This is a genomic window from Portibacter lacus (assembly GCF_021533215.1).
Classification (GTDB): Bacteria; Bacteroidota; Bacteroidia; order Chitinophagales; family Saprospiraceae; genus Portibacter; species Portibacter lacus.
This window is the reverse complement of record NZ_JAJNKA010000001.1, coordinates 466,767-479,622: the sequence shown is the minus strand read 5'-3', so window position 1 is coordinate 479,622 and position 12,856 is coordinate 466,767. Positions and strand designations below refer to the sequence as shown.

Sequence of the window (12,856 nt, the reverse complement as noted above, 5' to 3'; positions counted from 1 at the left end):
AAAATAAAAAAATTTAACGCATGAATATATGATCATGTATTGACATGTTGATTTTTTTGCCATATATTTATAACAACCAATGAATCAAGAAATTATGAATAGCCCAGCCAAGCTTAGCCCAGTGAAATGCATCTGCTGTATTTCTATTATTCCAGTCATTTACTTGATAGGAATATTTATTAAAACACTCTTTTAGCTTATTGAACTTTTAGAACAAGTCCCTTTAAGTACTTGCCTTCTGGATGAAAAATATTCACAGGATGATCAGCACCTTGTGACATCCTATATAATATCTGACAATCACGACCCGATTCTATAGCAGCTGCTGTAATCGTATCCTGAAACAACTGAACATCGATCACTTGAGAGCATGAAAAAGTAAAAATCATTCCGCCTTTCTTAACTTTATCGATTGCAGCTTTATTCACTCTTTTATATGCTTGTACAGCATTGTGTTTCTTCCGCTGATTCTTAGCAAATGCAGGTGGATCTACAACGATAATATCATATTCGTCGTCCTTGATTTGCTTCAGGTATTGATTAACATCTTCCGTGAGGGATTCATGAATAGACGACTTCCCTGTTAATGCTACATTTTCATTAAGCATTGCAATCGCCTTTTTAGAAGAATCTATGGAGCATACTGCTTTTGCAGAATTATTCAGCGCGTAGATGGAAAATCCTCCAGTATAGCAATACAGATTCAGAACTGATTTGCCTTTTGCAAATTCTCCAAGCAATTTTCTGTTATCTCGCTGATCTAGAAAAAATCCAGTTTTCTGACTTTCGATTAATTCAATCTGGAATTTATGTCCGTTTTCTAGAATTTGCACAGCATTGCTCTCCCCTTTGAGAAATTCATCTTCTACACTTCTAGAATAAGGATCAGGTAGTACATTTTTACTTTTATCGTATATGATAGAAATTTCTGGAAGATGCTTCTCTATAGATTTTTTTATAAGGTCAATTTGGCGGTGAATTCCAGTTGTATGACACTGAATAACAACCGCATTATTGTATCGATCTATGATTAAGCCAGAAGCTCCGTCTCCTTCTCCGTGAAATAATCGAAAAGCATTTGTTTCATCAGAAGGTAGATTCAATGACTTCCTTAAATTAATAGCTTTCAGTATCAAGTCATCCCAAAACTTCTGATCGATTTCGATCTTTTCAAAACTTAGAATCCTTAGCATAATACTTCCTTCTTGGAAATACCCGATCGCTTGAAAGTCACCTTTCTGAGACTGTATTTCTACAATATCTCCTTCTTCACAATGATCATAATCTATTACTCCTCTTGAAAATATCCATGGATGCTTTCTTTTTATAGAGGCTATTCTATCGTTCTTTATCTTTACTATTGGATTCATGCTGCAAAATTAAGAAAGGAAATTCAACAAATGCTATAACCTCTTTCCTAATGGCAAATAAATATTGATACTATATACCATTTGCTCTTCCGAAGAAGTAAATTGCTCTATTCTAGGTCGTTTCATAAGAATGTTTGATATTACATTTTCAAATTATAAATGCTCCAAATTTCATATTCTATGTCCCAAAACTCAAACATTGATCAATTTGCGCCATTTTTCGAAGTGATCAATAAAAATTTTAAAGTTTTAGATCGTCCATCAAAAGAACAATTTCATTTTTGGTACGGAAACAAGAAAACAGTCATCAGCCTATTCAAAGGCATGTCTTTTCCATCTATAGAAGACCAAGAAAAAATAGGCAAAATTAAAGCCGATAAACTACTAGTATTATGCTCTTCAAGCGAAGCTGACAAGATGTTTTACGGAGCAACGATTCTTTCCCTGAAATCTAAAGAACAAGCAGAAATGATCAGTTTCGTTGTTCATCCAAACCATAGACATCAAGAATATGGTAGCCGTTTAATGGAAGCCACATACAAAATGAGTGAATTGCTCAAGCTCAAAACTATTTCTCTGCAATATAGAACGTATTGGCAATCGATAGCAGAATGGGAGCAATTGCTCGATAAAACGGGATGGTCAGAAAGCAAACTACTTTTATATTATTTCACGCTTCCTGATATCAATACCCAATTCGAGAAAGATTGGTTTAAGAATGCTGTTATTTCGGCACCTTATTCCGTAGAAGCATGGAATGAGTCGAGTTTTACTCAACTCAAAGAGACTTTAATTAGAGAAGATTGGCAAGGAAAAGTTCCGGCTACCCTGAACCCATTTCAGATGACAAAAATGGTTTTGCCTCATTCTAGTCTTCTGCTTAAGAAAGGAGATGAAGTGGTCGGTTGGCTGATTTGTCACTTATTGCAAAAAGATATTGTACAAGCGACTACCCTTTACGTCCATCCAGATAAAGCGAAAGGACAAGGTATGGCGTTAATGGCGGAAGCAAGTAGAAGGAGAAAACTAGGTGCACAAGTGATTTTCATGGTTGAAAAACACAACAAGATCATGCTAAACTTAGTCAATAAGCATTTCGCAGGTGGAAAGACAAATCAGTATGAATTACTATCAAGACAAAAGAAAATTGAATAAAGAAGCTGTTTAAACCTCCTTTTGGGGAGCTAGTCCCAGCAAAGCTCTCGCATTTCTTTCTTTAATACCAACGATCCCAAATATTAAGAAAATTAAACTTAGTATAATCAATCCCCACTCGCTTAATGTAGGTACGGCATCTCCAGGTCCTGGATTCACACATGCTGGAGCAATTTCTGTAGCGGTATCAAAACAGAACACTTCTTCACTTATTTCTGCAGATTCGGACTTTAGTCCTAGGTACATATTGAGGTTACCATCACCATCTAAATCACCAAAATTAAAAATTGGCAACGCAAATCCTTCCCCTTCTTCCTCATTAAAATCATATCCAAAGAAAGGGTTTTCTTCATCATCCACTTCAACATAAGTACCATCTAATTTCGTAAATAAACTTATTAACAACGCCTCTTCCTCTTCTTCATTACCAAGAATCAATTCATCTAAGCCGTCACCATTTAAATCTACAAAATAAGGAACACTGAAAGGTCCTTCTCCAAAAGGTATGTTCTCAAACATGGCGACCATCGCCTCACTTTCCACATATGACCCATCTACAAGGTCAAAAATTGTTACTTCGGATTCAGGTTCTCCTTCATTTCCTCCGCCAAAAATAATGTTAGGAATGATGAGCATCTCATCTTCACAATCATCATCTATATTAGCAAAAGCAACATAGGAAATTCCATTTTCGCTTACCATCTCAAGGTTTTTATCCTCAGGTACTACGAATCCAACTTCAGTATTGGCATAACAAATCACCTCACCTTTTTCAGCACCTAGCACTAAATCCAGTCTGCCATTATTGTTCGCATCTCCTAAAGCAAAATTGAAAAATGGTGGTATCCCACCATCTGAAAAATCTTCATTAAAGATTGCTAATGGATTGTCTTCACCTTCTAATTCTATAAATTCGCCTTCATCATTCTCAAAATATTGTAGATAATATCCTTCAGATTCAACATAAGAAATAACTATAAGATCTTCATCTCCATCATTGTCTAAATCTCCTGCAAGAGGATATCTTGCGTATAAATTAAATTCTCCACCATCCCCTTCACTTGGAGGGAAAGGGATCAATTCTATTTCATCAAAAGCACTTGCATCACAGTCCCCTGTTATCGGAAATTCAAACTGTGCATTTGTAGAAAGACTTGCTAATAATGCTATTCCTAAGCTACCTGCAACTTTAACACCTCTAGATCTTAACAATCTAAGTAAATGTAAAATCCGGGAGATAAGATATTGTTTTTTCTGATAAGACCAATTCGTAAAACGCCCACTCTCAATGCTTTTTTTAAGCTTAGAAATTTGCTTTTTATACGAACGGATAAGATTGGAAAAGTTATTTTTGGGGATAAATTCCATTGGTTTATTTTTGTTTTGCACTCATTACTCTTCAAATGTACTCAAATATGTTCTCCAAACTATTGAAATGTTAAAATAATTCGGATTAATAAGAAACATATTCTTACAAGTCAGACAAAAACTTGCAGCTTTCCCCCTTACTGGCTGTTATAAATCATACCACACCTTGTCAGGTTTGCTCGTCCACTTATTTCCTTTTACTCTAAACCTGTATGGCCAGTTAGAACATTCTTCAGCCGTAGACATTCCTACCCGAGGTCCTACAAGAATCTCCTCTTCAGATAACTCAGGCCAGCCAGTTTCTATCCAGATATCACTAGAAATTGTTAGATCCGTTGCATCATATTTCTTATGCATACCCATTGCAATACTAAATTTTCCTGGACCATTGGTCACTGCTTTGATCATCGAAGGTTTTCCCCGTCTTTCAAGCATTACATCTTGACCATCTAGTGGTTCCACGGCCCTTATGAGTATACAATGCGCGGTACCTTCTGGCCCTGTGATCACATTGAATAAATGATACATCCCATAAATGATATAGATATAACCTGTTCCCGGAGGACTAAACATGGTAACCGTTCGGGGAGTGACTTTATTCCCAAATGCGTGACTTGCTTTATCTTCAGGCGCTTTATAAGCTTCCGTTTCGACAATTATTCCAGATGTGAATTGACCTCCTATATCCGAGCACAGTTTCTTACCCAGTAAAGATTTACTAATCTCTAAAATATCTTCACCTTCATAAAAACTGCGTGGCAACACCATCTAACTTCGCTTGCTATAATTAGGAGCTTCCTTAGTAATGGTAATATTATGTGGATGCGATTCTATAATTCCAGCATTGGATATCTGTGAAAATTGTGCTTTTTGTAGATCTTCTATCGTTCTAGCACCACAATATCCCATTCCAGCTCTTAATCCACCGATGTACTGAACCATCACTTCTTCTAAGTATCCTTTATAAGAAACTCGCCCCTCTATACCTTCTGGAACCAATTTTTTGATATCATCTTCTACATCCTGAAAGTAACGATCTTTAGATCCTAATTCCATAGCTCCTATAGATCCCATTCCTCTATAAATCTTAAACTTTCTTCCTTCGTAAATAACCGTTTCGCCTGGCGCTTCTTCTACACCCGCAAAAAGTGAACCTCCCATGATGGTAGATGCGCCAGCAACAATCGCTTTAGCAATATCTCCAGTATATCTGATTCCTCCATCACCGATGATCGGAACTCCACTTCCTTTTATCGCTTCCGCAGCATTATATATCGCTGTTAATTGCGGCACTCCTACACCAGCTACGATTCTGGTGGTACAGATACTACCTGGACCTACACCTACTTTCACACCATCTGCTCCTGCATCTACTAACGCTTTCGCACCAGATCCAGTGGCGACATTCCCTCCGATAACTTGTAAGTCTGGATACGTTTGTTTTACTTCTTTTACTGCATTTAGAACTCCTATAGAATGACCGTGTGCAGTATCTATTGTTATAACATCTACACTTACACTTCTTAATGCTTGAATCCTATCATGCATATCAGCCGTTACACCTACTGCAGCTCCTACCATTAATCGACCATATGAATCCTTTATAGAATTAGGATAATCGGTCAATTTTAAAATATCCTTATAGGTAATCAGACCCATTAGTATATTATTCTGATCTACAACTGGTAGTTTTTCAATTTTGAATTGCTGTAAAATGTCTTTTGCTTGATCTAGCGTTGTTCCGACTGGAGCGGTAATTAAATTCTCCTTAGTCATAATATCGCTGACCTTAATCCCCATCTGTTTTTCAAATCGAAGATCTCTATTGGTCAGAATACCAACTAATTTCTGATCATTATTTACTATCGGTATTCCGCCTATCTTATAGGTAGCCATTAACTGCTGAGCTTCACCTATCTTCGCGTCAGGACCAAGTGTCACTGGATCGATGATCATTCCACTTTCAGACCTTTTCACTTTCCTCACTTGATCCGTCTGAGCCTCGATCGACATGTTCTTATGAATCATTCCGATTCCTCCTTGACGAGCAATGGCAATCGCTAATCTATATTCCGTAACCGTATCCATCGCTGCCGATACAATAGGCACATTAATGGTAATATCACGCGTTAGCTTTGATTTAATTTCTACATCTCTTGGTAAAACTTCTGAGTAAGCAGGGATTAAAAGTACGTCGTCAAAGGTTAGACTTTCCTGCAAGAATTTGGTGGTGCTATTATTTCGTTCCATGCGCAAAGATAATCTTAAGATTTTTTTATGAAACTAATTGGACATTAAATTTTATTTTTTTTCTAAAAGACATCATTTTGATGCATACGAAACAACCTAATTATAAGGCGTATCACCATAGTTAAGCATTCCTAACTCGAGTACTTAGTATTAAATCACTTCACACTAAGCATTACTTTTTCTTTTACCTATCTTTATATTTTCAATTTCAAATTTACCTTTGCAAGCATGATTCAAGTTTTCGATGACAACTATTTTATGAAACAAGCCATAGCTGAAGCTGAAATCGCTATGGAAAAAGACGAAGTGCCTGTAGGTGCAGTAATCGTTAGCCAACAACGGATCATTGCTAGATCTCATAATCAAACAGAAATCCTAAAAGATGTAACAGCCCACGCTGAAATGATCGGCATTACTTCCGCCAGTTCTTATCTTGGCGCAAAATACCTACAAGATTGTACGATCTACATAACACTAGAACCATGTGTCATGTGTGCTGGAGCACTAAGATGGGCGCAAATAGGAAAAATTGTCTATGGCGCTACGGATGATAAAGCTGGATTCACGAGAATAGGCCGAGAATTACTCCATCCAAAAACCAAGCTTGCATTCGGAATAAAACACGAAGAATGCTCAGCCATGATGTCTGACTTTTTCAAGAAAAAAAGATAGAACTTTCCGAGTTAATCTAATATCTTAATCTGTATATCTTTATAGTAAACCTCACACGTAGGATCGTGTGCTTGAATTCCTACAGTTCCCTCTCCTATTCTTCTTCCACCCATTTCCCAATCTTTAGGCTGAGTCCAATCCACTGTTATAACACCGTTTACTTTGATCACTATTCTATTCCCTACTACTTTTATGTAGTAATCAAACCACTCGCCATCTGTAGAAGGTGCACTTTCTCGAAGCATAAATATCTCCCCTTTTTCATCCACTTTTACCAAGAAAGGTTCCACTACAGCTTCAGGTGCCCACATATTGACAATATTATAAAGACTACCGGTTTTCCTCGGATCAGAATGTCTAGAATTTACTTGTGCTTCGAAACCTTTAGCTGGCCAGCCCGACTTCTGGTAAGCCGTTTGAAAGTATACACCTGAATTAGACTTCTCATTCGTCATAATTCTCATCTTCAATTCAAAATCTTTAAAATTGGCATCGCCCACAGACCCTGTATAAAACAAGTGTGCTTTTCCTCCTCGAGCAACTAACTTTCCATCTTCCACTAAAAAGGAGGATGCATTTTCTTCTGTTGCCGTCCATCCATCCAGGGATGTTCCGTTAAAAAGAGATACAAATCCTTCATCTGCATTTTGAGCTGATAAGCTGAATGTACATATCGTTATAATTGCTACTATTAAAAATTTAAACTGCATATTCTTTCGTATTATAAGGCCCAAGCTACTTGTTATTTGTTTCTTCACAAAATTTTAGTTGAGTTTCAATTATTTATTTTGAATATAGCCATCTTAATGCATCTTCTAGTTCTTGCTTCCAGAAAGTCTCACTATGTGTTCCTCCTTCCACATTGGCAAAGAAAATATTCTTTTCAGGATGTCCGCTTTTCTTAATCAATTCGTACATTTCCACAGCAGGCTTCACCATATTATTGCCCTCTTTACTTCCCACGATGATATATAGTTTAGTATCTTTAAGTACCGGTTTTTCTTCGGTCAATGTATAAATTTCATCAGCGTACCAATAGGACGGTGAGAAAATCCCCACTTTACCAATTACATCAGGAAATGAATATTGAGCATAATGAGACACGAGCCCACCCATAGAACTTCCCATCATTGCAGTATTCTCTCGATCTCCTTTAGTCCTATAATTTTGGTCAATGTATGGTTTCACTTGATTGAGAATAAAGGATAGGTATTCTCTTGCTTCTGATACTCCATATTTTTCGTGATCCCAAGGACCCATTTCATGCATCCGATCTCCTTGTCCGTTATCGATTCCAACGACAATCAAGTCCAATTTCATTTTATTCAAGATTTCATCGACTCCCCACTCTCCTACATAGGATGTAACATCATCAAATAAATTCTGACCATCATGCATGTACAATACAGGATAATTCTTGGTCGAAACATCATAATCCATAGGTAGGTAAAGCCTCACCTTTCTACTCCGATCTAGACCATCAATGGTAAAGACCGTATCTAGAACGATGACATTGCTAGCAGCTGTCGATGCTCTTACTTGAGATGGTGTATTCTGACCAGTTGCCGTAGTGAATGATAACCACATACAAAACCATAAAAGAAATTTACTGAACAATATTGGCTTCATATGACTTTAATGTTAAAATGTAGAAGGAAAGATAGTGCATTTATTTCAATTGAAATTCATAGAGCGTTTCGCTTTAATAATGCCTTTTCTTTCAGACACAATGTTCAGGATGAATAATAATATTAAGAACCATACGCTTATAACATTCGGAAAAGTCGCTGAATTACAGCGACTTTTCCATTTATACTCGTATATATGTAAAGTTAAATGATGAACATGATCAAATCCCTTTTATTTATATTATTGTTAACAGGCTGCGGTGGGCTTATGGATAATGAAACAGAGAAAGAAGAAGAAAAAGAATCAATGGAAGAAAACGCTTCCGCTGTGAATTACTTAGCGCTAGGTGACAGTTATACGATCGGAGAAAGTGTCGGAGAAAAAGAACGCTTTCCCTATCAGTTGATTCACTCTGAATTAACCGAACCTCATGAATTAGGAAAATACAAAATCATTGCTAAAACTGGATGGACCACTCGAGATTTACTGAATGCAATGGATAAGGAAAATCTTGTTGCTGGTGACTATGATTTCATCACCCTACTGATCGGCGTGAACAATCAATACCAAGGGAAAGATTTCGAGCTTTTCAAAACTGAGTTTAATGAATTAATGGATCGCGCTACTTCTTTACTGAACGGAGATGCATCCAAAGTGATTGTCGTTTCTATTCCTGATTATAGTGTCACACCATTTGCTGGAAATTCTAATAAAGACAAAATAGCTCGTGAAATAAAAGAATACAACGACTATAAAGAGAAAGTAGCAAAAGAGCGAGGTGCTCCGTATGTATACATTACTGATTTAACTCAGAATGCTGCATCTGATCTAAGTCTGCTGGCCGGTGATCAATTACACCCGTCAGGAAAATCTTATGGTCAATGGGTGGAGAGAATCCTTCCTGTTCTGAATAACATAGTATTCGAATAACATCATATTTATGTGGACATGTCCTAAATGCGAGCGCCGATTCAAGCACGACAATCAATCTCACTATTGTACTACTAAATCTATCGATGATCTATTCGAAGGAAAACCAGAAGACTTGATACTCGCTTTTGATAAAATACTTGTCGATGTCTTCGAATTTGGAGATATAAGTATCGGCGCTTCCGTTAATACCGTCATTTTCACTAACAAGAAAGCCTTCCTAATTCTTAGGCCAATGTCTAAAGTTTTAGACCTTAAATTCTACTATCATGAACCGCTGAAAAGTGCGAAGTTTCATAAAGTCGGAGAATATGGGAAGAAGTTCTATCATCACATTAGGGTAAAAGACGAATTCGAAGTGGATGATGAAGTCATTCAGTTACTTAAGAAGGGTTATAATCATGGTTTAAAATAAATTATATCAAGCCCGAACATGTCTAGCCTTTTTCCACTAATACTAACAGTTGTTATTAACTAGGGCTTTTATATTTAAAGCAAAACTGCTATCTTAGTAGTATACCAATATTCTTCTCTTCTATATCATAGAACCTTCATTTGTGAAGTGAGAAATCTATCATTAGAATGTTCATTCTTAAAATTCGTAATCATGAAAATTGACCAAAATACTTTTAAAGCAACATTAGAAACTGGTAATGGGGACCTACAAATTATCCACCTTGGAAAAGTTGCAGAAAAGTACCCTCAAATCAAAAAGCTGCCTTTTTCTATCAAAATCTTACTGGAGAATGCGCTTAGAAATTATGATGGTTTCATGGTAAATGATGAGCATATTCAGAACTTAATTAACTGGAATCCAAAAGGAAACGACTTATCCGTCCCTTATAAACCAGCTAGAGTGTTAATGCAGGATTTTACTGGTGTACCAGCAGTGGTGGATATTGCAGCCATTCGATCAGAAGCCATCAAAAAAGGAAAAGATGGTTCGAAGATCAATCCGAAAGTTCCTGTTGATTTGGTTATCGACCATTCCGTGCAGGTTGATTTTTTTGGAACTGATTATGCTTATAAGAAGAACGTAGAATTTGAATATAAAAGGAATGGTGAACGGTACGAATTACTAAAATGGGCGCAATCTGCCTTTGATAATTTCACCGTAGTGCCTCCTGGAATGGGAATATGTCATCAGGTCAATTTAGAATATCTTGCTAAGGGCGTTATCAATAGAGAAGGCTGGGCATTCCCCGATACACTTGTCGGAACCGATTCTCACACTCCTATGGTTAATGGGATAGGTGTTGTTGGTTGGGGTGTGGGTGGTATAGAAGCGGAAGCGGCATTACTAGGTCAGCCTATTTACTTTTCTTCACCGAAAGTTATTGGACTAGAATTACTCGGAAGACTACCAGAAGGTATTACGGCCACAGACATGGTGCTCGAGATTACGCAAAAATTAAGAGTCTATGGTGTAGTCGGTGATTTTGTGGAAGTATTCGGAGCAGGATTAGATCACTTATCTGTTCCCGATCGAGCAACTATTTCTAATATGTCTCCAGAGTTCGGTTGTACCGTAACATACTTTCCTATAGATGATCAGACCATAAGCTACATGGAGAAAACTAACAGAGATGAACGTCAACTAAAACTTGTAGAAAACTATTGCCGAACCAACCTTCTATGGAGGACAGGCAAGGAAGAAATAGAGTATTCAGATGTCATCAAAGTAGATCTAAACAAACTGGAGCCCACCGTTTCTGGACCTAAAAGACCACAAGATAAAATACTAGTTAAAGATTTGAAATCTAAGTTCGGATCTTTGCTGAGCGAAGTTCATGGTAGAGATTATGTACCTTTAGAAGAACGAGAGGCTTGGTATTCAGAAGGTGGCTCAGGTACCGCAAGAAATAAAAAATTTAGAGGAGATGAGCACGATAACGTAGAGGTTATCGTAGAAGATAACAAATTAAAATCTGTCCGACTTAAGAAAGATAATCAGGAATATATTCTCAGTGATGGCTCCATTGTCGTTGCTGCTATTACTTCGTGTACCAATACTTCGAATCCATCCGTCATGATAGGTGCTGGACTTGTTGCACGAAAAGCGATAGAGAAAGGACTTGATGCTAAGCCTTGGGTTAAAACTTCCTTGGCGCCAGGTTCTAAGGTGGTAACTGACTATCTAAGAAGATCTGGGTTACTCAAAGATCTCGAAGCGCTCAGGTTTCATGTAGTAGGTTACGGTTGCACAACTTGTATCGGTAATTCTGGACCACTGCCTTCACATATCGATAAAGCTATCGACCAAAGTGAACTAGTGGTTGCGTCCGTACTGAGTGGAAATAGAAATTTCGAAGCAAGAATACATCCTAAGATCCAAATGAATTTTCTTGCATCTCCTATGCTAGTCGTGGCTTATGCAATTGCTGGTCGCGTAGATATAGATTTAATGAACGAGCCACTGACTACAGATTCGAATGGTCAAGATGTATTCCTAAGAGATATCTGGCCTACTCAAGCCGAAATTCAAGAAGTGATCACAAGCGCAACCTCTAAGGAAGACTATGCTAAAGAGTATAGTGTAATTTTTGATGGTGAAGAACAATGGCAGAATCTACCAGCTCCGAAAGGCCTAGACTATGCCTGGAGAGAAGATTCTAGTTACATTAAGCAAATACCTTTTTTCAAAGATATAAGCGAGCATCCTGAACCTCTCATGGATATAAAAGATGCAAGAGTTCTACTGAAACTAGGTGAATCTGTAACAACTGATCATATTTCACCAGCTGGATCTTTTTCATCAACTAGCCCAGCAGGGCAGTATTTAGTAGATCTTGGAATTGAACCAAGCATGTTTAATTCTTATGGATCAAGACGTGGAAATCACGAAGTAATGATGAGAGGAACATTTGCCAATGTTAGAATTAACAACCAAATAGCTAGCAAGTCTGGAGGCTACACCACTTATTTTCCGGAAAATAAAGAAATGACCGTATACGATGCCTCTATGAAGTATCAAGAAAGTGGCACACCTTTAATTGTTATTGCTGGGGCAGAATACGGATCAGGCTCTTCGAGAGATTGGGCAGCAAAAGGTACTAGTCTTCTTGGTGTAAGAGCAGTTATTGCAAGTTCTTACGAGAGAATTCATAGGTCTAACTTGGTTGGACTGGGAGTAATACCCTTAGAATTCTTGGACGGTAACGATGCAACTACATTGGGACTATCTGGTCAAGAGGTCATCAACATTACAGGCATCGAAGCTGGATTAAGTCCAGGAAAGAAATTAAATGTTACTGCAAAAAAAGAAGATGGTTCCGAAATTCAGTTCCAAGTCATTGTTAGATTAGACTCAGAAATTGAAATTGAATATCTAAAGCATGGAGGCATATTACAATATGTATTGAGGCAATTTTTAAAGGAGTAAGAAAAATATAAAATATTGATTGTGCTTTAAAAATTATTAGAAATAATTTAAGTTTTATTAAATTGTAAGTAAGATTCCTAAGACAACGAACTCATACAAG

At 37.3% G+C, this 12,856-nt stretch carries 11 protein-coding genes; 5 read left to right on the top strand and 6 right to left on the bottom strand.

The features are described 5' to 3' along the window. Nucleotides 1-197 precede the first annotated feature (197 nt). Nucleotides 198-1,370 carry a class I SAM-dependent rRNA methyltransferase gene (locus tag L2586_RS01700; RefSeq protein ID WP_235291031.1) on the bottom strand — a complete coding sequence of 391 codons (1,173 nt, stop codon included), beginning with the start codon at nt 1,368-1,370 and terminating at the stop codon, nt 198-200. 180 nt (nt 1,371-1,550) lie between these two features. Between L2586_RS01700 and L2586_RS01695 the strand changes: the two genes are divergently transcribed. After that, nucleotides 1,551-2,525 carry a GNAT family N-acetyltransferase gene (locus tag L2586_RS01695; protein WP_235291030.1) on the top strand — a complete coding sequence of 325 codons (975 nt, stop codon included), beginning with the start codon at nt 1,551-1,553 and terminating at the stop codon, nt 2,523-2,525. A 9-nt stretch (nt 2,526-2,534) separates the two neighbouring features. Here L2586_RS01695 and L2586_RS01690 read toward each other — a convergent pair whose 3' ends face one another. The 3 genes from L2586_RS01690 to guaB form a co-directional block, all read right to left on the bottom strand. Continuing rightward, a complete protein-coding gene (locus L2586_RS01690) occupies nt 2,535-3,893 on the bottom strand; it encodes an FG-GAP repeat domain-containing protein (protein ID WP_235291029.1) in 1,359 nt (452 codons plus the stop codon). 147 nt (nt 3,894-4,040) lie between these two features. Beyond that, nucleotides 4,041-4,661: a DNA-3-methyladenine glycosylase gene (locus L2586_RS01685; RefSeq protein ID WP_235291028.1), complete on the bottom strand. Its 621-nt coding sequence runs from the start codon at nt 4,659-4,661 to the stop codon at nt 4,041-4,043. Further along, nucleotides 4,662-6,143 (bottom strand): IMP dehydrogenase, encoded by a 1,482-nt coding sequence (gene guaB / locus L2586_RS01680; protein WP_235291027.1) that lies wholly within the window; start codon nt 6,141-6,143, stop codon nt 4,662-4,664. It lies immediately after the preceding gene. 228 nt (nt 6,144-6,371) lie between these two features. Between guaB and L2586_RS01675 the strand changes: the two genes are divergently transcribed. After that, on the top strand, nt 6,372-6,815 hold the full coding sequence (locus L2586_RS01675) for a nucleoside deaminase (protein ID WP_262914087.1): 444 nt from the start codon (nt 6,372-6,374) through the stop codon (nt 6,813-6,815). Between the two features lie 11 nt (nt 6,816-6,826). On the opposite strand, the gene L2586_RS01670 is transcribed toward L2586_RS01675, so the two are convergent. After that, nucleotides 6,827-7,525, bottom strand: a complete 699-nt coding sequence (locus L2586_RS01670) for a 3-keto-disaccharide hydrolase (RefSeq protein ID WP_235291026.1) — start codon at nt 7,523-7,525, stop codon at nt 6,827-6,829. 73 nt (nt 7,526-7,598) lie between these two features. Then, on the bottom strand, nt 7,599-8,444 hold the full coding sequence (locus L2586_RS01665; RefSeq protein WP_235291025.1) for an alpha/beta hydrolase: 846 nt from the start codon (nt 8,442-8,444) through the stop codon (nt 7,599-7,601). A gap of 216 nt (nt 8,445-8,660) precedes the next feature. Between L2586_RS01665 and L2586_RS01660 the strand changes: the two genes are divergently transcribed. From L2586_RS01660 to acnA, 3 genes are all read left to right on the top strand, one after another. Continuing rightward, nucleotides 8,661-9,374, top strand: a complete 714-nt coding sequence (locus L2586_RS01660; RefSeq protein ID WP_235291024.1) for an SGNH/GDSL hydrolase family protein — start codon at nt 8,661-8,663, stop codon at nt 9,372-9,374. Between the two features lie 10 nt (nt 9,375-9,384). Next, the gene (locus L2586_RS01655; RefSeq protein ID WP_235291023.1) at nt 9,385-9,789 is read left to right on the top strand and encodes a DUF5655 domain-containing protein; all 405 of its coding nucleotides are present in this window, start codon (nt 9,385-9,387) and stop codon (nt 9,787-9,789) included. A 192-nt stretch (nt 9,790-9,981) separates the two neighbouring features. After that, a complete protein-coding gene (gene acnA, locus L2586_RS01650; RefSeq protein WP_235291022.1) occupies nt 9,982-12,756 on the top strand; it encodes an aconitate hydratase AcnA in 2,775 nt (924 codons plus the stop codon). Nucleotides 12,757-12,856: the final 100 nt, after the last annotated feature.

Bases quoted from the DNA above. Each gene is read 5' to 3' on its own strand.
- L2586_RS01665 (WP_235291025.1), bottom strand. From the start codon at position 8,444: ATGAAGCCAATATTGTTCAGTAAATTTCTTTTATGGTTTTGTATGTGG.
- L2586_RS01675 (WP_262914087.1), top strand. From the start codon at position 6,372: ATGATTCAAGTTTTCGATGACAACTATTTTATGAAACAAGCCATAGCT.
- L2586_RS01670 (WP_235291026.1), bottom strand. From the start codon at position 7,525: ATGCAGTTTAAATTTTTAATAGTAGCAATTATAACGATATGTACATTC.
- L2586_RS01690 (WP_235291029.1), bottom strand. From the start codon at position 3,893: ATGGAATTTATCCCCAAAAATAACTTTTCCAATCTTATCCGTTCGTAT.
- L2586_RS01660 (WP_235291024.1), top strand. From the start codon at position 8,661: ATGATCAAATCCCTTTTATTTATATTATTGTTAACAGGCTGCGGTGGG.
- acnA (WP_235291022.1), top strand. From the start codon at position 9,982: ATGAAAATTGACCAAAATACTTTTAAAGCAACATTAGAAACTGGTAAT.
- L2586_RS01695 (WP_235291030.1), top strand. From the start codon at position 1,551: ATGTCCCAAAACTCAAACATTGATCAATTTGCGCCATTTTTCGAAGTG.
- L2586_RS01700 (WP_235291031.1), bottom strand. From the start codon at position 1,370: ATGAATCCAATAGTAAAGATAAAGAACGATAGAATAGCCTCTATAAAA.
- L2586_RS01685 (WP_235291028.1), bottom strand. From the start codon at position 4,661: ATGGTGTTGCCACGCAGTTTTTATGAAGGTGAAGATATTTTAGAGATT.
- L2586_RS01655 (WP_235291023.1), top strand. From the start codon at position 9,385: ATGTGGACATGTCCTAAATGCGAGCGCCGATTCAAGCACGACAATCAA.
- guaB (WP_235291027.1), bottom strand. From the start codon at position 6,143: ATGGAACGAAATAATAGCACCACCAAATTCTTGCAGGAAAGTCTAACC.